The sequence below is a fragment of the Streptomyces sp. KLMMK genome, assembly GCF_036961605.1.
Taxonomy (GTDB): Bacteria; Actinomycetota; Actinomycetes; order Streptomycetales; family Streptomycetaceae; genus Streptomyces; species Streptomyces telluris.
The window spans coordinates 39,429-63,169 of record NZ_JBAMDC010000011.1; the positions used below are offsets into that span (position 1 = coordinate 39,429).

Annotated in this window: 18 protein-coding genes; 5 read left to right on the top strand and 13 right to left on the bottom strand. The window is 72.4% G+C overall.

The window, feature by feature from the left end:
• Positions 1-20: 20 nt before the first annotated feature.
• Positions 21-2,123, top strand: coding sequence for a tachylectin-related carbohydrate-binding protein (locus V7793_RS03755; protein ID WP_335581441.1), 2,103 nt, complete (start codon positions 21-23; stop codon positions 2,121-2,123).
• Positions 2,124-2,200: 77 nt separating this feature from the next.
• On the opposite strand, the gene V7793_RS03760 is transcribed toward V7793_RS03755, so the two are convergent.
• From V7793_RS03760 to V7793_RS03780, 5 genes are all read right to left on the bottom strand, one after another.
• A complete protein-coding gene (locus tag V7793_RS03760) occupies positions 2,201-2,731 on the bottom strand; it encodes a hypothetical protein (protein ID WP_335581442.1) in 531 nt (176 codons plus the stop codon).
• Between the two features lie 99 nt (positions 2,732-2,830).
• On the bottom strand, positions 2,831-3,937 hold the full coding sequence (locus V7793_RS03765) for a C40 family peptidase (RefSeq protein ID WP_335581443.1): 1,107 nt from the start codon (positions 3,935-3,937) through the stop codon (positions 2,831-2,833).
• 34 nt (positions 3,938-3,971) lie between these two features.
• On the bottom strand, positions 3,972-4,454 hold the full coding sequence (locus tag V7793_RS03770; protein WP_335581444.1) for a poly-gamma-glutamate biosynthesis protein PgsC/CapC: 483 nt from the start codon (positions 4,452-4,454) through the stop codon (positions 3,972-3,974).
• On the bottom strand, positions 4,451-5,749 hold the full coding sequence (gene pgsB, locus V7793_RS03775; protein ID WP_335581445.1) for a poly-gamma-glutamate synthase PgsB: 1,299 nt from the start codon (positions 5,747-5,749) through the stop codon (positions 4,451-4,453). The genes V7793_RS03770 and pgsB overlap by 4 nt, the downstream gene beginning before the upstream one ends.
• A 4-nt stretch (positions 5,750-5,753) precedes the next feature.
• Positions 5,754-7,985: a HAMP domain-containing protein gene (locus V7793_RS03780; protein ID WP_335581446.1), complete on the bottom strand. Its 2,232-nt coding sequence runs from the start codon at positions 7,983-7,985 to the stop codon at positions 5,754-5,756.
• Between the two features lie 224 nt (positions 7,986-8,209).
• Here V7793_RS03780 and V7793_RS03785 point away from each other — a divergent pair, with 224 nt between their 5' ends.
• Entirely contained in the window at positions 8,210-9,286 is a 1,077-nt protein-coding gene (locus V7793_RS03785) for a hypothetical protein (protein WP_335581447.1), read from the top strand.
• A gap of 639 nt (positions 9,287-9,925) precedes the next feature.
• The gene (locus V7793_RS03790; RefSeq protein WP_335581448.1) at positions 9,926-12,829 is read left to right on the top strand and encodes an NACHT domain-containing protein; all 2,904 of its coding nucleotides are present in this window, start codon (positions 9,926-9,928) and stop codon (positions 12,827-12,829) included.
• A gap of 79 nt (positions 12,830-12,908) precedes the next feature.
• Here V7793_RS03790 and V7793_RS03795 read toward each other — a convergent pair whose 3' ends face one another.
• From V7793_RS03795 to V7793_RS03805, 3 genes are all read right to left on the bottom strand, one after another.
• A complete protein-coding gene (locus V7793_RS03795) occupies positions 12,909-13,265 on the bottom strand; it encodes a hypothetical protein (protein WP_335581449.1) in 357 nt (118 codons plus the stop codon).
• 98 nt (positions 13,266-13,363) lie between these two features.
• A complete protein-coding gene (locus V7793_RS03800; protein ID WP_335581450.1) occupies positions 13,364-13,969 on the bottom strand; it encodes a mycothiol-dependent nitroreductase Rv2466c family protein in 606 nt (201 codons plus the stop codon).
• 70 nt (positions 13,970-14,039) lie between these two features.
• Positions 14,040-14,222: a hypothetical protein gene (locus V7793_RS03805; protein ID WP_335581451.1), complete on the bottom strand. Its 183-nt coding sequence runs from the start codon at positions 14,220-14,222 to the stop codon at positions 14,040-14,042.
• A gap of 196 nt (positions 14,223-14,418) precedes the next feature.
• Between V7793_RS03805 and V7793_RS03810 the strand changes: the two genes are divergently transcribed.
• On the top strand, positions 14,419-15,234 hold the full coding sequence (locus tag V7793_RS03810; RefSeq protein ID WP_335581452.1) for a DUF5753 domain-containing protein: 816 nt from the start codon (positions 14,419-14,421) through the stop codon (positions 15,232-15,234).
• A gap of 132 nt (positions 15,235-15,366) precedes the next feature.
• Here V7793_RS03810 and V7793_RS03815 read toward each other — a convergent pair whose 3' ends face one another.
• The 5 genes from V7793_RS03815 to V7793_RS03835 form a co-directional block, all read right to left on the bottom strand.
• Positions 15,367-17,496, bottom strand: a complete 2,130-nt coding sequence (locus tag V7793_RS03815; protein ID WP_335581453.1) for a 3-hydroxyacyl-CoA dehydrogenase NAD-binding domain-containing protein — start codon at positions 17,494-17,496, stop codon at positions 15,367-15,369.
• A complete protein-coding gene (locus V7793_RS03820; protein WP_256790860.1) occupies positions 17,493-18,713 on the bottom strand; it encodes a thiolase family protein in 1,221 nt (406 codons plus the stop codon). The genes V7793_RS03815 and V7793_RS03820 overlap by 4 nt, the downstream gene beginning before the upstream one ends.
• Positions 18,714-19,204: 491 nt before the next feature.
• On the bottom strand, positions 19,205-20,482 hold the full coding sequence (locus V7793_RS03825; protein ID WP_335581454.1) for a ribonuclease D: 1,278 nt from the start codon (positions 20,480-20,482) through the stop codon (positions 19,205-19,207).
• A 251-nt stretch (positions 20,483-20,733) separates the two neighbouring features.
• Positions 20,734-21,396: a response regulator transcription factor gene (locus V7793_RS03830; RefSeq protein WP_030369345.1), complete on the bottom strand. Its 663-nt coding sequence runs from the start codon at positions 21,394-21,396 to the stop codon at positions 20,734-20,736.
• Positions 21,397-21,877: 481 nt separating this feature from the next.
• Positions 21,878-22,579, bottom strand: coding sequence for a DUF3000 domain-containing protein (locus V7793_RS03835; protein WP_335581455.1), 702 nt, complete (start codon positions 22,577-22,579; stop codon positions 21,878-21,880).
• Between the two features lie 91 nt (positions 22,580-22,670).
• Here V7793_RS03835 and hemE point away from each other — a divergent pair.
• Positions 22,671-23,741: uroporphyrinogen decarboxylase (hemE, locus tag V7793_RS03840; RefSeq protein WP_335581456.1), on the top strand; the 1,071-nt coding region annotated here is incomplete at its 3' end.

The window sequence follows — 23,741 nt, forward strand, 5'->3', positions numbered from 1 at the left end:
CCGTCATGAAAGTGCCCTCGATGCCCAAGAGCCGCCTTCGCCTGTCTGCTGCCCGTTCGGCGGCACTGACCCTGGCAGCCGTCACAGCCCTGCCACTGGGCCTGGTGTGCGCGCCCGCCGCCACGGCCGATGCCCTGCCGCCCACGCCCGCCCCCTCCGCGCAGGTGAGCTGCCGCCCGGTCCAGCTGTACGGCGCGACCACCGCCGGGAAGCTGGAGCTCTTCTCCCACGCCGACGCCGCACAGGGGTCCTTCAGCTGGCCTGTGATCGGCAAGCAGATCGACGGGAGCGGGTGGGGGTCTCCCCGCATCACCCTCGGTGGTCCCGGCAATTGGATCTACAGCATCAACGCCGACGGCGGCCTGTACCGCCACCGCTACGATCCGGCCACCAACAGCTGGGGGACGCCTCCAGGTCAGAAGATCGACAGCGGCTGGGGCGACTTCCTCAACGGTGCCAGCCGCCGCAACCGCGTCACCATCGACGAACGCGGCAACATCTTCGCCGTCCACGACGACGGCACCCTGCGGCTGTACCGCTACGACGAGAAGACCGGGGCCCCGATGCCCGGCAACGGCCGCGTGATCGACACCGGCACGTGGGGCGGGTACAACCTCGTCGTCGCCGCGGGCGACGGGCTGCTCTTCGCCCGCCAGGGCGGTGACTTGTACCGCTACCGCTACGACGTCGACACCCAGCAGTGGCTCGAGATCAAGAGCCAGGCCTGGGCGGTCGGCTGGGACAAGATCCGGGAGATCCGCTCCGCGGGCGGCGGCACCCTCTACGCCCTGCACGCCGACGGCTCGCTGTTCTGGTACCGCTACGACGTCAACGCCGGGGCCTGGGTCGACACCGGCCGCCGCAAGGCCGGCTGGAACTTCGAGACGTTCCACGGGATATCCATGTCCACGGACGCCTGCAAGACCCCGGCCAGTCCCGCGAAGCCCCCCGTCGCTCCGCGGCCCAACATGCCCGCCGCGATCCGGCAGGGCAGCGACAAGCTCATCCAGCAGTTCTACGTGGACGAGCGCGGCTGGCTGATCAACGGTGTCCAGCGCGATCCCAAGGACCTGGGCACCGTGGCCTACAGCACCGTGCCCGGCGCGCGGGATTTCGTCGACCAGCCGGTCGTCATGGAGCAGGCCGACGGCACCCCGATGGCCTTCGTCCTCGGCAAGGACGGCCACATCTGGATGGCGAAGCGTCAAGCAGGCGGGGTCTGGTCGGCGCTGAGGGATCTCGGCGGTGACTTCGCGGGCGCGCCCACCGTCGTCAGGAACACTCAGGGCATCGTCGCCATCCACGCCTTCGACCGCGACGGCAGGATGTGGTACCTGAACCAGCAGAGCCCGAACAGCGACAACTTCATTCCGTGGCGCACCCGGGACGCCTACTCCTCCATGCCCGCGGGGTACGAGAAGTCGTCCTTCGCCGGTACCGGCCAGGCCGCCTCGGTGGACGTCCACGCGGACCGTCCGTTCATCCTCGGGATCGACAAGCAGGGCCGCCTCGGCATGAACCGCGCGGATGCCAAGCGCGAAGGCTGGTGGGTCTGGGGTGCCTCCGACGTGAGCGGCCTCGGCGGGGCGCCGGCAGCGGCGCGCGGTGCCGACGGCAAGGTGACGGCCTTCGCCCGCACCAAGGACGGCGAGATCTGGACGGCCAAGGAGTCCACCCGTACCGACGCGGACACCAAGCTCCCGCTCAACGGCTTCTTCGGTGCCGGAACCGTACTGCCGGGTGTGAAGACGGCGGGTTCGCCCGCGGTCGCCGTCAACCAGGACAAGTCTCTCGGGGTGGTCGTCCGGGATGACAAGGGATACGTCCACTACGCCCGCCAGCTCGGACCCGACGGCGAGTTCGGCCGGTGGAGCCTCGTGGCCCCGAAGCAGGCGGCGACCGACCCCGCGGTGGTGCAGCTCGACGACGGCCAGTGGGCCGTGTTCTACATCGACACCGAGGGCCTGGAGCGGATGTACTGGCTCTCCGAGGCGGACGGCGGCAGCGCCCAGCCCCGGGGCCTGGCCAGGTCGAAGCGCAGCGTTCCGGCCGACCCGGTGTTCACCGGCGGCGTCGTCGCCAAGTCCCACAACGGCAAGCCGGTGGTGACGGAAGGCCGGTAGCGGCGGTGGGCGGGCGGGCACGCCTCCCGCCCGCTCCTCGCACCCGCCGCTCCCTTCGCGGGCGGCGGGTGCGCGTGTCAGTCCTCCAGAATGCGCCAGTGCCCGTCGGTGCGCTCCACCGTCACGGTGCTCTTCCTGGCGCCCTTCGGTCCGGAGCTGACCTCGACGCGAGCGACCTTGCCGCCGCCCTCGACCTGGGCCGCGTGGACGTCGATGTCACCGATCCTGCCCCGCTCCTTGCCGCTGAGCCGGTCGCCGATCTGGGCGCGCATGGCCCCGGGGCACCCGCCGTCGGCCTCGGCCATGGAGGAGACCACCTTGGGGTGCATCAAGTGGCACGCCTCGCGCATGTCGTCGTCGGCCAGCGCGTCGATGTACGCCATGACGAGCTTGCGAGCACCCTTGGCCCCGGGCTCCGCTCCGGGGTCACTGTCCCGGAAGAGCAGGACCCCGGTGACGGCGGCGGCCACCAAGGCGGCCGATGTGCCGATCGTCGTCAGCCGGCGCCTGCGGGTCGACCACAGCCGCGTCCGGGCGCCGCGAGCCGCGCGGCCGATCCGTTCTCCTGCGCTCCGTTCGCCGGACGAGGACTTCACCTGCTCGGGCACGGTCTCCCACTTCTGTCGCGAATCACCTGTGAACCGGGCAAGTCTGACACGGAGTTCCGGCAAACAGAATATTTGGGCCCGGATGTGCCCGGGGTGGTGTCACAACCTCTTCGCGCTCCGCAGCCCCGCCGCGTAGAAGCCGTTGCCGTCCAGGCGGGCCGTGCCGCCCTTGTCGCCGAAGGTGGGGCCGTTGGCCTCTTCGCGGCTGGAGATGAAGCGGGGTTTGCCGTCGGTGTCGAGGCCCATGTAGATGCCGACGTGGTCCAGGCGGTCGCCGGTGCGCTTGTCGATGTCGAAGAAGACCAGGTCGCCCGGCTGCAGGCGGTCCGTGGCGTCGGGGCGCTTGCCGGTCAGTTCCAGGACCGGTACGCCGGGGGAGAGACGTGCCATGCCGTTGGAGGTGCGGGGGAGGCCGTCGCCCTTGACGTCCTTGGCCATCAGGGGGTAGCGGGCGCGGTAGCCGAAGACGGTGCGGATGAAGCCCGAGCAGTCCATGGCGCGGAAGCGCGCCGGCTCGGGGCGCTCGACGGTGCCGTCGCGGAAGCGGTACGGGATGCCGAGGTAGTCGTAGAAGTCGGACTGTTCCAGGCGCAGGTCGCCGGCCGCGGAGCCGTTGGGGTTCAGGGGGCCGAACTGGGCGTCGCCGGAGTAGGGGATGCCCTGGGCGTCCTTCTTCTGCGGGGCGCCTTCGATGTATTCCATGGCGAAGGCGAAGACGTCGGGTTCCTTGCTGCCCAGGGACTTGCTGAACCAGTCCTTGAACCAGGCGGACTTCTCGGAGCCCTCCTTCCAGGCCTCCGGCAGCAGCCGTACCCAGCTGTCCGTGGTCACCTTGGCCGAGGTGTGCTTGGGCTCGGTGAAGGTGCGGCTCGCGCCGGTGAGGACGGCGGTGCGGGCTCCGTCGGTGAAGGTGCCGAGCACTCCGCCGTCGGCGGCGCGCACGACGGTGCGGGCGGGGCTGGCCAGCCGTTCGAAGCGGCGTTCGCCGGAGGCCGGCTTGCTGCCGGCGGTCCCGCCGGAGCCCGCGACGGACTGCACCGGCGGCGCGTCGGCGTCCTGCTTCTCGCGCAGCTCGACCGTGAGGTAGGCGCTGGTGCCGAGCAGGCCGAGCACGACCAGGGTGTGGAGGGCGTGGCGGCCGGTCAGGCCCTTTTTCGGGCCCTTCCTCGGGCTCTTGTTCCGGCCCTTGCTCCGGTCCTTCGTCATGGGGCTGCGCTCCGTGGGGTCGGGTCGGGAAGGCTCAGGCGGTGGGCATGAAGCCCAGCAGGATGCCGGCGGTCAGGACGACGTAGTTGGCGAGCGAGACGGTGCCGGTGGCCAGCAGGGTCGCGCCGCGCGGCTGGCGCACGAGCTGGTAGGCGATCAGGCCGGGGACGATGAAGCCCAGCGTCTGGTTGGCGTACATCAGGGGGAACTGCTGCTGCAGGATCACGTGGAGCGTGGCCTGCAGCACCACGCCGGTCAGGACGACCGCCGCGAACAGGCGCTTGCCGTAGAGGATCACGTAGCGCTGCAGCAGCAGGGTGCACAGGTACGTCAGGACGGTGATGCCGACGACCATGGCGGCGCGCTGCAGGCTCTCCACGAGGGTGAGGGCCAGCCAGCCCGGGGTGATCATGCCGCCGGGGGAGAGGTTGGTGGTGAGGTAGCAGACCAGGGAGAACAGCAGGCCGAGGGCGATCCCGATGGCGGCGATCTCCGGGGTGAGGACGGCGGGGATCAACGGAAGTCTCCTGTGGGATCTATGTAGGTCGGCACGTACACCGGGGGCTCTTCCCGCTGCGGACTCAGCTCCTCCGGCCGCTGAGCCTGCTGAGTCTGCTGAGCCTGCGGCGTCTCGTCCGCGGGCAGTTCCGCCAGCCGCTCCAGCAGCAGTTCGCCCTGGCCGTGGATGTTGCCGATGGCGATGAGCGAGGCGCCGGGGCCGAGCCGGTCCAGGATCTCCCGCTCCAGTTCGGCCGGGTCGCGGCGGTCGCCGCCCAGGTCGACGATCTTCGAGCGCCACTCGGCGGGGATCGCGTCGGCGGCGCTCTTCGTCGGGTGGCCGATCAGGAAGACCGATTCCGGTTCGAGGCGGGGGATCAGCTCGCCCATCTGCCCGTTGCGCTCGACGCGGTCGGGGCGGCAGTTGATGAGGACGTGCAGGGGGCGCTCGATCGCGCCCAGGCTCAGCAGCTGCTCGACGTTCATCAGCGTCGACTCGGGGTCGTTGGCCGCGAAGATGTTGGCGAAGCGGAACGGCTTGCCGTCGGGGGTGAGGTAGCGCTCGACGGAGAGCACACCGGGGTCCGGCGGTGCGTCGTACATGCCCTGCAGCGCGGTGGCCCGGTCGACGCCGAGGAGGTCGGCGACGGCGAGGGCGATGGCCACGTTCTCCTTGAAGGTGAACCAGCTGAAGCCGCGCAGCTCGGCGTCGGTGACGGTCTCCGGGTCCACGGCGATCAGCCGGCAGTCGCGCTCGGCGGCCTCCTCGCGCAGGATGTGCAGCCGGTCGCGCTCGGCGGTGACGCAGATGCCGCCGTGCGGCATGGACCGGCTCAGCGAGCGGGCCACGTCGTCCAGGGTGGGGCCCATCTCCGCCAAGTGGTCCTCGCGGACGTTGCACAGGACGCCGATCGTGGAGCGGATCAGCTTGGTCTGGTTGACCTCCTGCAGCGCCGGCATGACGGCCATGCACTCGATGACGAGCGCGTGCGGCCGGTACGCGGCGGCGCGGCGCACGATACCGATCTGCTCGACGACGTTCGCGATGCCGAACTTGCGGTAGACGGGCTCCTCGGTGGCGTCCGGGTGGATGAAGCGCGCCGCGGTGCCGGTGGTCTTGGCGACCGTGACCAGGCCGCCGCCGCGCAGCGCGCCCGCGCACAGCCGGGTGATGGAGCTCTTGCCGCGGATGCCGTTGATCAGCACCCGGGTGGGGATCATGTCCAGGTTGGTGAAGTGGCGGCGCTGCTCGACGACGCCCGCGACCAGGACGATCGCACAGCAGATCACCAGGACCGTGTAGAGGAAGAGCACCGGGTCAGTTCCTTCCGGAGGGGCGCGCCGGCTGCTTCTGGGCGAGCTGCTGCCGGATCAGTTCGAGGTTGCGGACGACCGCGCCCGCCTCGTCGTGGTGCTGCGGGAACAGCACCGTCCTGCGGTCGCCGCCGGCCAGCGCCTCGGCCTGGCCGGCGAGCTTGCGCAGCGGGCGGATGACGAGGATGTGCAGCCAGCCCAGGCAGGCGACGGCGGCGGTGACGCCGAGCAGTCCGGCGAGCATGGTGTGCCGCTGCGCGGTGTACTCGGGCAGCTCCAGCCAGGACGCCGGCTGTTCGCTGACGACCTGCCAGCCGAGGTCGCGGACGGCTCCGCCGCCGGTGAAGGGCGCGGCGGCCGCGAGGGAGGAGCCGTCTCCGGTGCGGTGCAGCAGCGCGGTGCCGTTGGTGGCCTTGCGCGCCTTGACCGCGAGGGCGTCCAGGTGCCGGCCGGGCAGCTTCGAGAAGGCGCGGAAGCCGTGCTGGCGGTCGGCGGCGATGATGCGGTGCTTGTCGTCCACGAGCCAGACCTGGCCGAGGCCGGGCCGGGTGACCATGGAGATCAGGAACTGCGGGTCGTACTCGCCGACGACGGTGCGGCCCTTGCCGTCGGGCACGGCCGCATACGCGGCGACCGCCGGCTCCTTGCCCGAGGTGTTGAGCTGGGCGACGGAGTCCGGGTACGGCTTCCGGCCGCCCGGGTGGCGCGGGGAGGCCCCGGCGCGGGTGAGGACCTTGCCGTCGGCGTCGAGGACGTAGACGGAGCGGTAGCGGGGGTGTTCGCGCAGCGTCGTCTGCAGGACGGCCTTGTCGGCGGCGTCGTCCTTGCCGCCGCCCGCCCCGACGATCTGCGCGACGGAGGCGACGTCGGCCCAGCCCTCGTTGAGCGCCTTGCGGACGCGGTCGGCGGCGGTGTCGGTGCGCCGGCGCTGGTCCTCGACGAGCTGCTTGGGTACGGTCACGCCGCTGCCGGCGCGGTTGAGGAGCAGCAGGAGCGGCGCGGCCCAGGCGAGCAGGACGACGCCGCAGACGATGACGGTGGCGCGGGTGCCGAAGCCGCCGCGCGCCCGGCCGGTGCGGGTGGGCCGCCCGCCGAGCAGCTGGCCGCGCAGGCTCTCCAGGGCGGCGCCGATCCGGGCCGGCTCGCGGCCGCGGAACCTGCGCACCGGCCGGTCGAGCTCGCCGCGGCCGATCCTGCGGCTCTCCAGGTACAGCTGGATCAGCGGGCGCTGGACCGTGCGGACCAGGATCCAGGTGACGAGTACGGAGAGGACGAGCAGCACGGCGGCGGCCACCAGCCCGAAGGCCTGGGTACGTACGGCCTTGGCGTCCTCGGAGACCTTGACGGAGGTGACCACCGACAGGCCGAGGCCGCCCGCGGGGCTGGTCTCGCCGGGGGAGCGGCCCGCGGCCGCATAGCCCACCGCGGTGCGGTGCTTCTTGTCCGAGCCGCCCATGAGGCTGCCGCCGGCGCCCGGGTGGCCGCCGGGCTCGGGGGTCTTGCCGGAGGCGGCGGCGGCCGTCTTCGCGGCACGCTTGGCCCACGCCGTGCGGGTGATCGAGGGGCCGTCCTTGGCGAGGACCGTGCCGGCGGAGTCGACGACGAGCAGGGAGCGGTTCTCGCCGGTGGAGATCCCCGGCACGTTGAGGGTGCCGGAGGCGACGAGCAGCCGCAGCTTGCCGCCGTCGCGCAGGGCGGCGGTGACGAGCATGCGGGTCTCGCCGGAGGGAAGCTTCACGAGCCGGGGCGCGAGGCCGCCGTCCTTGTCGCCCTTGTTCCCGTTATCGGCGGTTTTGTTTGATCCGTCCTTGAGGGCATCGGCCAGAGGGATCGTTTCGCCGCGCGCGGCGAGGAGGCTGCCGCTCGCGGGGTCGATGACCGCGAGGCCGCGCCATTTGTTGTAGACCTTGCCGAGCTTGTCCAGGACGGTGTCGGCCGGTACGGCCTGGGGCCCGGTGAACAGCGCGGCGGCGCGCTGGAGATCGGTGACGCTCTCGTCCAGGGAGGCCCGCAGCGCGAGCGCGCCGTCCTCCGCCACCCGCTGCTGCGAACTGAGCACGGCCTTGTCGACGGCGGCCCGGTCGTGGTCGCCCAGCACCAGGGCGGTCGCCCCCGCCACCAGCAGCAGCAGCGCCAGGAGCGCGGCGATCGGCGGGCGGGCGCCGCCGAGCAGGGGCATGTCGGCACGCCGGCGTATCTTGCGCCGACGCGCGCCGCGCGGAGCGGTGGGCGGCATTCCTGGGTATTCCTTTCGGCCGCGGCACGGCATTGCTGCCCGGGACGGCGGAATACCTTGTTCTGCTTGCCGCTCATCAGGATGGGCTAAGGGGAACTGCAGAATCCTAAGTGGAAGCTAAAGTATTGACAAAATTTCGACGCCATGTGCCTCATGTGCGTGCGTATCGGGAGCAGTTGAAGTACAGGCGGGAAAGCGTGCGGCTCCGGGGTACTTTTGCCGGCATGACGAGCCAGCCGGAGACCGCCCGCAGCGTGCGCACGGTCCGCACTGCGCGTACGGCCTGTGCGGCCCGTGCCGCCCGTACGGCCCGCGCCGTGCGGACGGCGCTGCTCTGCGTGCTGCTCGGCGCGCCGCTCCTGGCCGGGGCGGCCGGCTGCGGGGGCCCGTCGGCCGCGGACGGGGACGGCCGCAAGGACACGACCAGGTCCCGCAGGGCCGCGCCGCAGCACAACGGCACCGGCACCGTCGACCTCGCCCGGCGCATCACCGACTACACCGACGGCATCACCGCCGACGGCAGCTACCGCATCCCCACCGAGCGCGAGCGCCGCGCCGTCGCCGACGGCGTCCGCGCCCTCCTCGACGGGGACCGCACCGCGGCCGGGCGCAGGCTGGGCGGCGTCGGCTACGTGGTGCGCGACCTCGTCGACAGCAGCGGCGGCACCCGGTACGCGGAGATCGCCGACGCCACGCGGGAGGGCGAGGTCCGGCGCGGCTGGGGCCGCGTCTACGTCGACCTGCGCGGCCCGGTCCGCTGGCAGGTCCAGGTCCCGCACCCCTCCGCCGACCAGCGCACCGAACAGCTCGGCATCGGACTCCTGCGCGGCACCCCGGGCGGCGTGCTCGTCCTGGCCGGCGCCCACCGCGCGGCGGACTCCGGCGGCGGCCCCGACGCCGCGGACGTCGCCCACCGCCGCGACTCCGTCTTCGCCGCCGTCTCCGCCGCCCTCGCCGACCGCCGCCTCCCGGCCGTCCAGGTCCACGGCTTCGCCGACAGCAGCCTGCCCGACCACGACGTCGTCGTCTCCCCGGGCAGCGGTGAAGCGGGCCTCCCCTCCGCCCGGGGCCTCGCCGCCGCCTACCGCGCGCAGGGCATGCGCGTGTGCGAGGTCTGGGAGCGCTACTGCGGCCGCCTCGAAGGCCGCACGAACGTGGAGGGCGAGTACGCGGGCGAGGCCGGCGTGCCGTTCGTGCACGTGGAGCACAACCGGCGGATACGGGACGACGACGCGCTGGTCGCGAAGGCGGTGCGGGCGCTGGCGGAGGTGGCCGGACGGTGGGGGACGGGGCGGGGCTGACGCTGCGCCGTGCTGTGCCGTGCTGTGCCGTGCTGCGCTTCGCCGGCGATCCGATCCGCCGACGATCCGATCCGCCGGTCATGCGCTCCGGCGGCGCTTGGCTTTGCCGGTGATGGGGGCCGCCCGCGCTTGGCTTCGCCGGTGATCGGGGGCCGCCCGCACTTCGCTTCCCCGGCGATCGGGTCGCCCGCGGTTCGCTCCGGCGGTGATTTGCGCCGCCCGCGGATCGCTCCGGTGGTGATGTGCTCGGCCTGCGCTCCACTTCGCCGGTGATCCGCCCTGACCGCGGTTCGCTCCGGCGGTGCCCCGCCCCTCGGTGATCCGCTCCGGCGGCGGCTCGCTCTGGCGGCGATTCGCTCCTCCGGCGATTCGCTCCGCCGGGTGGCCTTCCGCCGATTTCCGCCCCGGGGGCCGTGGGGGAGGGGTTACCTGATTCGGTGCCGGTGGCCCCGGGGCGGGTGGCGCGTGGCGTTCACGTGAGGCGGGTGGCAGGTGCCGTTCCGCCGAGGCGGGCGGCCCGTGCCCACCTGGCCGGGCGGCCGGTGGTGTCCACCCGGGGCGGATGGGAGCCGTTCACCCGGGGCGGGTAGGAGCCGTTCACCGGAGCAGGCGGGAATTCGGATGCGGGGGTGGGAGCCTATGGGGGCGCCATTGCGCCGGGCGCGCGTGCAACGGCGCATCGGGCTGGGGCTGGCCTGTGCGGCTCTGGTCACGCTGGCCGTCGTGCTGTGGCGGGGCGATGTCGACAGCCCCGGGACCGCGACGTGGATCTCCGTCGTCTCCGCCGTGGTCTCGGCGTGCGCCTTCGCCGCCGACCTCCTGAACGGCTCCGGCGACGGGGACGGCGGCGGCCCCGTGAATCCGGCCGACGCCCTCGCCGAAGCCGTACGCAGCCAGTGGGCGGCGGAGGCGCAGCTGCGCCGGCTCCAGGATCCGGAGCCGCTCCGCGTCCGCTGGTCCCGCGTCGGCCCGCCGCTCGCCGACCACCAGAGCAACGTCCACGGGGGCCCCGTGCCCCCGCCGCGCGACGACGACCAGCAGCTCGGCCGGATCGTCGAGGCGTATGAGGAGGTGCCGTCGCGCCGGCTGGTGGTCCTGGGCGGGCCGGGGGCGGGGAAGAGCATTCTCGCCGTGCAGTTCGTCCTGGGCATGCTCGCCGCCCGGCAGCCGGGCGGCCCGGTGCCGGTCCTCTTCCCGCTCGCCGGGTGGGATCCGCAGGCCGTCACCCTGCGGGCGTGGCTGGCCGAACGGCTCTCCGCGGAGTACCCCCCGCTGGCCGCTTCGGCCGGTGACCACATCCTGGCCGAGGAGCTGCTGCGGGCCGGTCTCATCCTGCCCGTGCTCGACGGCTTCGACGAGCTTCCCCCGCCGGTGCAGGGCGAGGCGATGCGGCGGCTCAACAGGGAGCTGGACGAACGGCTGCCCGTCCTGCTCACCTGCCGCACCATCGCCTGGAGCCGCGCCGTGGAGGCCGGCGACGTCCTGACCGCCGCCGATGTCGTGGAGCTGCGGCGGCTCGACTTCGGCACGGCACGCGCCTACCTCGAACGCACGGCGCGGCCGGACGGCCGGGGCTCGACCTCGTGGACGCCGGTGCTGGAGGCGCCCCCGGAGCCGCTGACCGAGGTGCTGGGCACGCCCCTGATGGTGGCCCTGGCCCGCACCGTCTACGGAGACACCTCCCGCGACCCGGCCGAACTCCTGGACGCGGCACGCTTCCCCACGGCGGAGAGCATCGAGGAACATCTGCTGGAGGCCTTCGTGCCGGCGGCCTTCGGCGACGCGCCCGGAAGCACCTGGCGGCCGGAGGCGGCCCACCGCTGGCTTCGCCGCCTCGCCCGCGACCTGGACGGCGGCGACCCGGCCGGCCGCCATCCGGAAGGTCGCGATCCGGGCGGCCGCGACCGCCGGCGCGGTACGTGGCGGCTCGCCTGGTGGGAGCTGCCGGACGCGATGCCGAAGGCGCTGCGCGTGATCGGCCCCGCCCTGACGGCGCTCCTCGCGACGGCAGCGCTGCTGGTGCCGCTGGCCTGGTACGGCAAGGGCGTCGTCGGCGACTGGGACAGCACGTTGTCGATGGTCCTTCACCTCACGGGCGTCTTCCTGGGACTGTGCTGCGGATTCTCCTGCCTGCTGCCCGCGCGGGCGGACACGCCGCAAGGACCGCGCCGGCTGGCCCGCACGGCGGTGACGCTGACCGCCGTCGCCGCGCCCCTCGCCGTGGTGGCGGGCCTCCTGGCGCCACCGCTCTTCGGCCTGAGGCTGGGGGACGCGATCACGCCCCGGCCCGCCTGGTTCTTCAACGGATGCGCTTTCGGGCTGATCCTGTCCATGCTCTTCGCCGTCGCCGGCCTGCCCCGGCGCCCGCCCCCGCTGGGCCTGCCGTGGGCCGGCAGCGCGAGCGGCCTCGGGGTCGTCCGCGCGCTGGCGAGCGGCCTCGCCGTCGCCGGGCCGGTCCTCCTGACCGTCCGGCTGTTCCTACCGGCCGTGACGTGCCTCGCGGCCGGGCTGCTCCTGTTCCTGGCCGGACTGCGCCACGGGGAGCGGGCCGCCGCCCCGTTCACGGGCCCCGCCGCCGTTCTCCGCGGTTTCGCGAGCGGTCTCCTGCGCGGGTTCCTCGTCTGCTCGCTCATCGGAGTGTGCGTTTCCGCGGTCGTCGGAGGCATCGTGGGCGCGCTCGCGGCGTACGAGGTCCGCTCCGCTCCCACACTGACGAACGGCCAGCGGATCGACGGCTGGTACGCCCGGGTGACGCCCGGCGGCATCCGCACCATCGACTCCCCGAAGCCGTACGCGGGCGAGCTGCTGCCCCGCGGCCCGCACCTCAAGCCGCTCGCCGTACCGCGCCACGGCGGCATCGCGTACAACGGGCGCACGCCCGAACCCTTCTACCAGCCGGTGCGCATCCGCATGGAGCGCGGCGGGCCGGTGCTCATCACGGCGGGCCGGCCCCCCGCCGACGCCTGGAACGTGGTGTCCGAACTGCCGCACGGTGTCCGGCTGTGGCTCGCCTACCGCAGTACGTCGGCCGTCATCGGCGACGTCGTGGTCCCGCTCGCGGAATTCGGCGTGCTGATCGGTGCCATCGGAGGCTGCGCCTCGGGCGTCTACCGCGCCCTGAGCACCCCCTCCGACACCCTGCGGGCCGCCGGCCCGCAGAGCACCCTGCGCACCGACCGCGCCGCCACCAAGGCACGCAGCGCCATCGCCGCCGTCCTCGCGGGCGGGGTCTGCCTCGCGCTGATCCCGGTGGTCGGCAATGGCGGCGCGCTGGGCACCATGCACACCGAACTGTGGGTGCCGCTCGGCACGTCCTCGCTCGCGCTGAGCGCCTGGGGCCGGCTCGGCACGGCCCGGATCTGGCTGGCCGTCACCGGGCGTGCGCCGTGGCGGCTCATGGCCTTCCTCGAAGAGGCCCACCGGCGCGGGGTGCTGCGCCAGTCGGGCGCGCACTACGAGTTCCGGCACTTGCGGCTTCAGCAGCGGCTCGCGGGGGCTGCGGAGGATGATGAGCGCCGGGCGGCTCCGGCTCCGGTGCCGTGAAACGCAGCGGTGGGGGGGGAGCGGAAGCCCCTCTCGCAGCGCACCGGATGTCAGGCCGTCGGTCAGCGGCCGGCTGTTGTCAGCGCCACTGCTTGATGCACGTCGTGGGCACCCAGCCCTCGTGGCCCCCGTAGCTCAGAAGGACCCAGCTGTTGTCCTTCTTCCCGCAGAGGTTGTAGGACTGGCCGCTCTGGCCGGTGCCGGTGGAGTCGCAGCCGCGGCCCGACTTGCCCTTGGGGAGCAGGCCGACGGCGGTGGCGTTCAGCTTCGTCGTGGTACGGATCTTCACGCTCTCCAGCGCCGTGAGCGTGTTGTAGCTGCAGGACGAGGCCGCGGCGACCCGCGCGTCGGCCGTGGCGACGCCGCCGGTCAGGGCGGTGGCCCCGACCAGAGTGGCGGCGGTGATGGCAGCGGCGGCCAACTTCCTTATGTTCATGCGTTGTTCCCCGTCGTGGTCGATGACGTTCCCCGGCGCCCGGGTGGGGACACCGGGATGATCACCACGCTATCCGGGCATGTGCATGCCATGCAAAGTCAGCTGAAGTCGAGGCTGCCCGTGCGGGTGCGCTTGAGCTCGAAGAAGTTCGGGTAACCGGCCAGCAGCCGCACGCCGTCGAAGATCCGGGCGGCCTCCTCGCCCCGCGGGATCGCGGTGAGAACGGGCCCGAAGAAGGCGACGCCGTCGATGTGGATGGTCGGCGTGCCGACCTCTTCACCGACCGGGTCCATGCCCTCGTGGTGGCTCTTGCGCAGCGCCTCGTCATGGTCGGCCGAGCGGGCGGCGTCGGCCAGCGACTCCGGGAGGCCGGCGTCAGCCAGCGCCTTTCTGATCAGCTCGTCGGAGGGCTCGCCACCGCCGTTGTGGATGCGCGTACCGAGCGCCGTGTACAGGTCGCGCAGCACGCCCTCCCCGTGCGCCTGCGCCGCGGCCGTACACACCCGCACCGGGCCCCAGCCCACGTCGAGCAGTCGGCGGTAGCGCTCCGGCAGGTCGGCGCGGCCTTCGTTGAGCACGGACAGGCTCATGACGCGGAACCGCAGATCGAGGTCGCGGTGGCGCTCGACCTCCAGGATCCAGCGGGAAGTGATCCAGGCGAAGGGGCAGATGGGGTCGAAGTAGAAGTCCACTTTGTGTGTCATGGTCATGAGCGTACGAGGGAGGTGGACCGGTAGTGAGGTCCACTTCCCCGCGCAGATCGTGGGCCAATGCCTACCGGCACCCCTGCCGGAGGTGCTCATCGCGCCGCCTCTCGACCTCCTTCACTGCGGCCAGGCCCTGCCGGAGCGCGGCGGCGCGTTTCATGACGAGGACCGCGCACGTCAGGCACGAGGCCTTGTCCGTGCGGGTGCTCTCCTCGTCGTGCGGGTGGGCATTCGCACGCGCGTTCATCATGTCCGGCCTCCGTTGGGTCCTTGCTCGCCACAGCGGGCAACTCATGTTCAGAGAACTAGAGTTGCCGAGGCGGAAACCCGACCGCCAGCATTGGATGTCCCCCGTGCAAGCAGGGGAGATGGGAGGTGCACACATGCCTGCACGACCACGCCCGCTGACACCCACCCGGTCGGCCCGGCACTTGTTCGGTGCGAAGATGCGTGCCTATCGCGGCACCATGAGCCTGGAACGGCTCGCCGAGATCGTGAACTTCAGCAAGAGCCACTTGGCGAGGGTGGAGACGGCGGATTCGATGCCACCGCCGGAGCTTCCGGCGTTATTGGACGCCCGGTTCGGAACCGACGGGATTTTCAGTGAGCTTTACCAGCTCGCGCGGAATGAAAGCCAGCCGGATCAGCTTCAAAGGCGGATGGAGCTGGAAGCGCAGGCGTGCTCCGTCGCCGAGTACACCTGTCAGGTGGTTCCGGGGCTCCTGCAGACGGCCGACTACAGCCGCGCCCTCTTCAAGGCGCATTACCCGTGCGCCGTGGCGGAGGTGATCGAGGCCATGGTGGACATACGGCTGAACCGTCAAGCCATCTTCCGAGCCGACACCCCGCCTGATTACTCCGCGATCCTCGATGAGGCGGTTCTGCATCGCGGCTTCGGCGGCCCTGCCGTCATGCGGGCACAACTGAACCGGCTGATCGACCTCATGCTGACGGCCTCGGGCACAGTGCAAGTGCTGCCCTTCGCCTACGGAGGTCACCCCCTGGTGGGCGGCTCCCTGGCGCTGTTCACCAGGGCCGACGGCACTCAAGTGGCCTGGGAGGAGGGTAGCGACAGTGGGACTCTGATGGAGGACCTCGAAAGGGCCACTGCCCGCCGACGTTCCTACGACCTGCTCAGGTCCTGTTCCCTGTCGCCTTCGGAGTCGGTGACATTCATCCGGTCGGTGATGGAAACGCTGCCCGAGGACTACGCCCCTCTGACCTATCCGACGCCAATGGGCCGGGCCCTGCAGGAGCGGTAACGCTCTCGTCAACCCCGCGCGTCGCGGCGCCCGGAGTGTCCCGGGGGCCGCACCTGCCCACGGCGCCGGGCCGACAGCGAGGGCCGTACGGGGAAACCCCGTACGGCCCTCGCACCGGCACAGCGCCAGCGACTACGCGGGGACGGAAGCAACACCCACCGGCAGGAACCGCTTGCCGTTCGCCTTCTCGGCGATGCCGGAGCGGTCCAGGTACGGCGTGATGCCGCCCAGGTGGAAGGGCCAGCCCGCGCCGGTGATCAGGCACAGGTCGATGTCCTGCGCCTCGGCGACGACGCCCTCGTCCAGCATGAGGCCGATCTCCTGGGCCACGGCCTCCAGGACGCGGGCCCGGACCTGCTCCTCCGTCAGGACGGAGTCGCCCTGGACGAGCAGAGCCGCAACCTCGGGGTCCAGCTCCGGCTTGCCGGAGTCGTAGACGTAGAAGCCGCGCTTGCCGGCCTTCACCACGGCGGCGAGGTTCGGGGAGACCTTGAAGCGGTCGGGGAACGCGCCGGCCAGCGTCTCGGAGACGTGCAGGCCGATGGCGGGGCCGACGAGCTCCAGGAGCACCAGCGGGGACATCGGCAGGCCGAGCGGCTCGACGGCCTTCTCCGCCACCGCGACCGGCGTGCCCTCGTCGATGACGTTCTGGATCTCGCCCATGAAGCGGGTGAGGATGCGGTTGACGACGAACGCCGGGGCGTCCTTCACCAGCACCGCGCTCTTCTTCAGCTTCTTGGCGACGGCGAAGGCCGTGGCCAGGGAGGCGTCGTCCGTCTTCTCGCCGCGGACGATCTCCAGCAGCGGGAGGATGGCGACCGGGTTGAAGAAGTGGAAGCCGACGACCCGCTCGGGGTGCTTGAGCTTCGATGCCATCTCGGTGACGGACAGCGAGGAGGTGTTCGTGGCGAGGATGGTGTGCGCGGGCACGACCGCCTCGACCTCGGCGAACACCTGCTGCTTGACGCCCATCTCCTCGAAGACGGCCTCGATGACGAAGTCCGCGTCGCCGAAGCCGGCGGCCTTGTCGAGGGAGCCGGTGACGGCGGCCTTGAGGCGGTTGGCCTTGTCGTTGCCGATGCGGCCCTTGGCGAGGAGCTTGTCGATCTCGCCGTGGACGTAGCCGACGCCCTTGTCGATGCGCTCCTGGTCGATGTCGGTGAGGACGACCTGGACCTCCAGGCGGCGCGCGAAGAGGAGCGCGAGCTGGGAGGCCATCAGGCCGGCGCCGACGACGCCCACCTTGGTGACGGGGCGGGCCAGCGAGCGGTCGGGGGCACCGGCCGGGCGCTTGGCGCGCTTCTGCACCAGGTTGAAGGAGTAGATGCCGCTGCGCAGCTCCTCGCCCATGATCAGGTCCGCGAGGGCCTGGTCCTCGGCGTCGAAGCCCTGGCGCAGGTCGCCGTTCTTCGCCGCGGAGATGATGTCCAGGGCGCGGTAGGCGGCCGGGGCGGCGCCGTGCACCTTGGAGTCGGCGATGAAGCGGCCGCGCTCGACGGCCTGGTCCCAGGCCTCGCCGCGGTCGATCTCGGCGCGGTCGACCTGGACGTCGCCCTTGAGGACGGAGGCCGTCCACACGAGGGACTGCTCCAGGAAGTCGGCGCCCTCGAAGAGGGCGTCGGCGATGCCGAGCTCGAAGACCTGCTTGCCCTTGAGCTGGCGGTTCTGGTTGAGCGAGTTCTCGATGATGACCGAGACCGCGCGGTCGGCGCCGATGAGGTTCGGCAGCAGGGTGCAGCCGCCCCAGCCGGGGACCAGGCCGAGGAAGACCTCGGGGAGGGAGAAGGCCGGGATGGCCTTCGAGACGGTGCGGTAGGTGCAGTGCAGGCCGGCCTCGACGCCGCCGCCCATGGCCGCGCCGTTGTAGTACGCGAACGTCGGGACGGCGAGGGAGGACAGGCGCTTGAAGACGTCGTGACCGCCCTTGCCGATGGCGAGCGCGTCCTCGTGGCGCTTGAGGAGCTCGACGCCCTTGAGGTCGGCGCCGACGGCGAAGATGAACGGCTTGCCGGTGAGGCCGATGCCGGTGATCGCGCCCTCGGCGGCCTCCTTCTCGACCTGGTCGATCGCGGCGTTGAGGTTCGCGAGCGACTGCGGGCCGAAGGTGGTCGGCTTGGTGTGGTCCAGGCCGTTGTCCAGCGTGATGAGCGCGAAGCGCCCGGCGCCGAAGGGGAGGTCGAAGTGGCGGACGTGCGCCTGGGTCACGACCTCGCCGGGGAACAGCTCCGCCGCGCCCTTGAGAAGTTCAGCGGTGGTGCTCACTTGTTGCCTCCGTCGAAGTGCGGGTTCTCCCAGATGACCGTGCCGCCCATGCCGAGGCCGACACACATCGAGGTGAGGCCGTAGCGGACGTGCGGCTGCTCCTCGAACTGGCGGGCCAGCTGGGTCATCAGGCGCACGCCGGACGAGGCCAGCGGGTGGCCGAAGGCGATGGCGCCGCCGTACTGGTTGACGCGCGGGTCGTCGTCCGCGATGCCGTAGTGGTCCAGGAGCGCGAGCACCTGCACGGCGTAGGCCTCGTTCAGCTCGAACAGACCGATGTCGTCGATGGTCAGGCCGGCCTTGGCGAGGGCCTTCTCGGTGGCCGGGATCGGGCCGTAGCCCATGACCTCGGGCTCGACGCCGACGAAGGCGTACGAGACGAGGCGCATCCGGACCGGCAGGCCCAGCTCGCGCGCGACGTCCTCGGAGGCGATCAGCGAGGCGGTGGCGCCGTCGTTGAGGCCCGAGGCGTTGCCCGGGGTGACCCGGCCGTGCGGGCGGAACGGCGTCTTGAGGCCCGCCAGGCCCTCCATGGTGGTGCCCGGGCGCATCGGCTCGTCGGCCGTGACCAGGCCCCAGCCCAGCTCCCCGCCCTCGGGGGTGGTGCGGCGCACGGAGATCGGCACGAGGTCGGCCTGGATCTTGCCGTCGGCGTAGGCCTTGGCGGCCTTCTCCTGGCTGCGGACGGCGTAGGCGTCCGAGCGCTCCTTGGTCAGCTGCGGGTAGCGGTCGTGCAGGTTCTCCGCGGTCATGCCCATGACGAGGGCCGACTCGTCGACGAGCTTCTCCGAGAGGAAGCGCGGGTTGGGGTCGACGCCCTCGCCCATGGGGTGGCGGCCCATGTGCTCGACGCCGCCCGCGAGGGCGATGTCGTAGGCGCCGAAGGCGACGCCGCCGGCGACGGTCGTCACGGCGGTCATGGCACCGGCGCACATGCGGTCGATGGACATGCCGGGCACGGTCTGGGGCAGGCCCGCGAGCATGCCGGCCGTACGGCCCAGGGTCAGGCCCTGGTCGCCGATCTGCGTGGTCGCGGCGATGGCGACCTCGTCGATCTTGGCGGGGTCCAGGTTCGGGTTCCGGCGCAGCAGCTCACGGATGCACTTGATGACGAGGTCGTCGGCGCGGGTCTCGTGGTAGATGCCCTTCGGGCCCGCCTTGCCGAACGGGGTGCGGACGCCGTCGACGAAAACGACGTCCCTAGCGGTACGAGGCACTTGGCTCTCCTCCTGTGCGGGATCGCTGCGCGCGCGGGCATGCCGGGACGGCTCCGCCGCGGTGCGGGCTGACACCGGTCATGCTACTTGCGGGTAACCAAGCTGCACAGACCCACCGGCGGGAGCGGCGAAGGTCACATTCCGTGTGCGGGTGCGGGTGCGGGGGCTGCGCCTTGCGGCTGGGGGGCGGGGGCGGCTGCGCCTGCGCCCTGCGGCTGAGGTGGCGGTCGCGCTTGCGGTCGCGGCTGCCGCCGGTCCGGCACCGCCGGGCACTGTGTGGTGGGCTGGGCGCCGCTGCGGCGGCAGAAAGGGCCCCGGTCCCACCCCTTCCCGTTTCCTGGGGGCAAGCCCCCCAGACCCCCGAGGGGGCCGGGGCGCAGCCCAGGGAAACGGCGAAAGGGCGGGACCGGGGCCCCGACTCCGCCGCGACGGCGCTGAGCCCGGTGCGAGGTGGCCGACGGTGCCGAGCCGCCTCATCGCGGGCATTCCGTTCAGACCACGGCCTCCGTGAGGGCCTTCACCAAGGCCGGGGTCACCTGTTCCACCTGCCACGGACGCGCTCCGTGCGCGGAGAGGATCTCCGCCACCGCCTCCGGCGTCGGATGCGCGGGCGGCTCCCAGCACAGCCTCCGCACCGTGTCCGGAGTGATCAGGTTCTCCTGCGGCATGGTGAGGCGCTCGGCGAGCTCGGAGACGGCCGTGCGGGCCGCGGTGAGCCGTGCCGCGGCCTCCGGGTCCTTGTCCGCCCAGGCGCGCGGCGGCGGAGGGCCGGTCAGCGGCTGGCCGGGCTGCGGCAGTTCGGCGTCCGGGATCGCGCGGGCGCGGTCGATCGCCGCCTGCCACTGCTCCAGCTGCTTGCGGCTCATGCGGTGCCCGTAGCCGGGCAGCGCCGCCAGGGCGTGGGCGTTCGGCGGCATGTTGAGCGCGGCCTCGACGATCGCGGCGTCGCCCAGCACCTTGCCGGGGGAGACGTCGCGCCGCTGTGCCACGTGGTCGCGGGCGGTCCACAGCTCGCGCACCACCGCCATCTGGCGGCGCCTGCGCACCTTGTGCATCCCGGACGTGCGGCGCCAGGGGTCCTTGCGCGGCGGGGCGGGCGGGGCGGAGGCGATGGCGTCGAACTCCTGCCGGGCCCACTCCAGCTTGCCCTGGCGGTCCAGCTCCTCCTCCAGCCGGTCGCGCAGGTCGACGAGGAGCTCCACGTCGAGGGCGGCGTAGCGCAGCCAGGGGTCGGGCAGGGGGCGGGTCGACCAGTCGACGGCGGAGTGCCCCTTCTCCAGGGCGTACCCCAGAACGTTCTCCACCATGGCTCCGAGACCCACCCGTGCGAACCCGGCGAGCCGTCCGGCCAGCTCGGTGTCGAACAGCCGCGTCGGCGTCATCCCTATCTCGCGCAGGCACGGCAGGTCCTGGGTGGCTGCGTGCAGCACCCACTCGGCGTCGGCGATGGCGTCGCCGAGCGCGGACAGGTCGGGGCAGCCGACCGGGTCGATGAGCGCGCTGCCGGCGCCTTCACGGCGCAGCTGGACGAGGTAGGCGCGCTGGCCGTAGCGGTATCCGGAGGCGCGCTCGGCGTCGACGGCGACGGGGCCGGTGCCGGCGGCGAACGCGGCGACGACCCGCTGCAGGGCATCGTTGTCAGCGACGACCGGCGGGATGCCCTCGCGTGGCTCCAGTAGGGGGATCGGCGCCGAAACGACGTCGTCCGGGGGAGCGCCCCCGGTGGTTCGCAGTGGTGTGTCTGCTGCGGTTTCTTGGGCGTCGGTCACCGGTCAAGGGTATCTGTGTATGGCAAGCGCCCGTCGACGGAACGTCCCGTCGACGGGCGCGGCGTGTGGGTCCGGCGGGTGGGAGGGGGGTGTGTGCGGGCGTGTGTACGGGCGTGCGGCCGTGCCGCCCGCGGGGCTGCCGTCCGGGTGATCCTCGGGCTTGGGGGGAGCCGTGGTGGATCTTCGCGTCGGTGGATCCGGTGGATCCGGTGGATCTAGTGGATCCAGTGGATCCAGTGGGTCTGGTGAATTCAGTGGATGATGCCGGTGCGCAGCGCCACGGCGACCATGCCGGCCCGGTCCCCGGTGCCGAGCTTGCGGGCGATCCGGGCGAGGTGGCTCTTCACGGTGAGCGCGGACAGCCCCATGGAGACGCCGATGGCCTTGTTGGACTGGCCCTCCGCGACCAGCCGCAGCACCTCGACCTCACGGCCGGAGAGCTCGCGGTAGCCGCCGGGGTGGCCGGGGGCGCCGGGCGGGCGGCGGTGCAGCCGGGCGGCGGCCGCGGAACCGATGGGGGCGGCGCCGGGGCGGCCCGGGACGCCGAGGTTGGTGCGGGTACCGGTGACGACGTAGCCCTTGACGCCGCCCGCGAGGGCGTTGCGCACGGCGCCGATGTCGTCGGCGGCGGACAGGGCCAGGCCGTTGGGCCAGCCCGCGGCGCGGGTCTCGGACAGGAGCGTGAGCCCGGAGCCGTCGGGGAGGTGGACGTCGGCCACGCAGATGTCGCGCGGGTTGCCGACGCGGGGGCGGGCCTCCGCGATGGACGACGCCTCGATCACATCTCGCACCCCCAGCGCCCACAGGTGCCGGGTGACGGTGGAGCGGACGCGGGGGTCGGCGACGACGACCATGGCCGTCGGTTTATTGGGGCGGTAGGCGAGGCTCGCAGGTTGCTCGAGGAGAACGGACACCAAGCCTCCAGGGGGGAGTGGCGGGGGGACGGGTGCCGGCTATTCGGGGTAAGCCGGGGCGATCCGTATGGGAAGGGTCACAAGCCTCTTCGGCACCGAAGCGTTCCGGCTTTAGGGAATGATCACGAATTGATGAGTAACAATTCGGGCAATTCGGATGCGATCGATCAACAACCGATCAAATTACCGATCGAAACATTGCCCGTGACCGGCAGAAACCGATCACGGGTGCGGCATCCGGGTGACCGTTCCGCTGCGCGGGGCTTGGCGGGGAAGGGGGCTCGCCCGCTTCGCATCCGCCGCGCTGTCCGGCGGTGCCGGGCCCGGCTGAGCTTGTGCGGCACCGCCGGGTTTCATCGTCGTGGCTGGTCGCCGTTGCGGCGGGTTCAAGGATGCGGGGCATCCTTGACCGGCCGGTCCCGGCCGGGGCCGCGAGGGTCGCCCCCGCGGAACCCGGGCGCCCGAGTCCCGCGTGCCGTCGTCAGCGGCTTTGCGGGTCCCTTCGCTGGGGGAGTGTCACTACCCCGGCGTCCGCGCCGCCGCCCGGGGGCAGGCCCGCGATCTGGCACAGGAGGTCGCACCACGCGGCCAGGTGGGCCGCCGTGTCGGGGACCCCGGCGGCGGCCTCGGGGGCGTCTCCCTCGGCCTTTCCGCCGTGGACCGCCCGTACGGGCTTCCCCGCGGGGGGCACGGGCGACCACGAGGCGCGGATCTCGATACGCGTCGACGGCTCGCGGTCCCGCAGGCCGCCGAAGTAGTGCGACCCCGCACGTGTCACCGTCCCGCTCGGCGCCTCGTAGGGCACGCGACGCGCCTCCAGGGCGCCGGTCAGCCAGGACCAGCACACCTCGGGCAGCAGCGGGTCGGCCGCCATCTCCGGCTCCAGGTCCGCGTGGACGAGCGTGACGAGCCGGAAGGTGCCGCCCCATGCCTCGTGGCCGGCGGGGTCGTGCAGCAGGATCAGCCGCCCGTCGGCCAGTTCCTGGTCGTCGACGACGACCGCGGCCTCCAGCGCGTACGAGTAGGGGGCGAGCCGCTGGGGCGGCGGGGTCGCGTCGAGTTCGATCTCCGGCCGCAGGCGCACCCCTTGCAGCCCGGCGACCGCTTGCCGGAAGACGGACGGGGAGTCCTCCCCATCCGCGTCGTCCGGACCGTCCGAGAGGTGTCCCTGCGCCGCAGCCATGCCCGGAAGACTAGGCGGAAGGGAGCGCGGTTCCGGGTAGGGACACCCACATGGGCGGGTCACTCGTTCGGCCCGTGCGAAGATTTGGGGCATGAGTGAGCGCAGGGATGCCGGCCAGCCCGCCGGCCAGCAGCAGACCGGCCGCACGGCGGCGTACGACTCGGCGTTCCTGCGGGCGTGCCGGCGCGAGCCGGTGCCGCACACGCCGGTGTGGTTCATGCGGCAGGCCGGACGGTCCCTGCCGGAGTACCGCAAGGTGCGCGAGGGCATTCCGATGCTGGAGTCCTGCATGCGGCCCGAGCTGGTCACGGAGATCACCCTGCAGCCCGTGCGCCGGCACAACGTCGACGCCGCGATCTTCTTCAGCGACATCGTGGTGCCGCTGAAGGCCGTCGGCATCGACCTCGACATCAAGCCGGGCGTGGGCCCGGTCGTCGCCGAGCCCATCCGCACGCGCGCCGACCTGGACCGGCTCCGCCCGCTGGAGGCCTCCGACGTCTCCTACGTCACCGAGGCCGTGCGCATGCTGACGGCCGAGCTCGGCGCGACCCCGCTCATCGGCTTCGCCGGTGCGCCGTTCACGCTCGCGAGCTACCTCATCGAGGGCGGCCCGTCGCGGACGTACGAGAACACCAAGGCCATGATGTACGGCGACCCGGGGCTCTGGGCCGACCTCGTCGACTGCCTCGCCGGCATCACGTCCGCCTTCCTCGACGTCCAGATCGCGGCCGGCGCCTCCGCCGTCCAGCTCTTCGACTCCTGGGCCGGCGCCCTCGCCCCGGCCGAGTACCGCAAGTACGTCATGCCGGCCTCGGTCAAGGTCTTCGACGCGGTCGCCCACCACGGCGTGCCCCGTATCCACTTCGGTGTGGGCACCGGCGAGCTCCTCGGCCTCATGGGCGAGGCCGGTGCGGACGTCGTCGGCGTCGACTGGCGCGTCCCGATGGACGAGGCCGCCCGCCGCGTCGGCCCCGGCAGGGCCCTTCAGGGCAACCTCGACCCGGCCGTCCTCTTCGCCGGTCACAAGGCGGTGGAGCTGAAGGCCCGTGAGGTCCTGGACGCGGCGTCCGGCCTGGAGGGCCACGTCTTCAACCTGGGCCACGGTGTCCTGCCGAACACCAACCCGGAAGCGCTGACGCGCCTGGTGGAGTACGTCCACGAG

Coding starts and splice junctions, on each gene's coding strand:
- V7793_RS03755 (WP_335581441.1), top strand. CDS start 21: ATGCCCAAGAGCCGCCTTCGCCTGTCTGCTGCCCGTTCGGCGGCACTG.
- V7793_RS03765 (WP_335581443.1), bottom strand. CDS start 3,937: ATGACGAAGGACCGGAGCAAGGGCCGGAACAAGAGCCCGAGGAAGGGC.
- V7793_RS03780 (WP_335581446.1), bottom strand. CDS start 7,985: ATGCCGCCCACCGCTCCGCGCGGCGCGCGTCGGCGCAAGATACGCCGG.
- V7793_RS03785 (WP_335581447.1), top strand. CDS start 8,210: ATGACGAGCCAGCCGGAGACCGCCCGCAGCGTGCGCACGGTCCGCACT.
- V7793_RS03790 (WP_335581448.1), top strand. CDS start 9,926: ATGGGGGCGCCATTGCGCCGGGCGCGCGTGCAACGGCGCATCGGGCTG.
- V7793_RS03795 (WP_335581449.1), bottom strand. CDS start 13,265: ATGAACATAAGGAAGTTGGCCGCCGCTGCCATCACCGCCGCCACTCTG.
- V7793_RS03800 (WP_335581450.1), bottom strand. CDS start 13,969: ATGACACACAAAGTGGACTTCTACTTCGACCCCATCTGCCCCTTCGCC.
- V7793_RS03805 (WP_335581451.1), bottom strand. CDS start 14,222: ATGATGAACGCGCGTGCGAATGCCCACCCGCACGACGAGGAGAGCACC.
- V7793_RS03810 (WP_335581452.1), top strand. CDS start 14,419: ATGCGTGCCTATCGCGGCACCATGAGCCTGGAACGGCTCGCCGAGATC.
- V7793_RS03835 (WP_335581455.1), bottom strand. CDS start 22,579: ATGGCTGCGGCGCAGGGACACCTCTCGGACGGTCCGGACGACGCGGAT.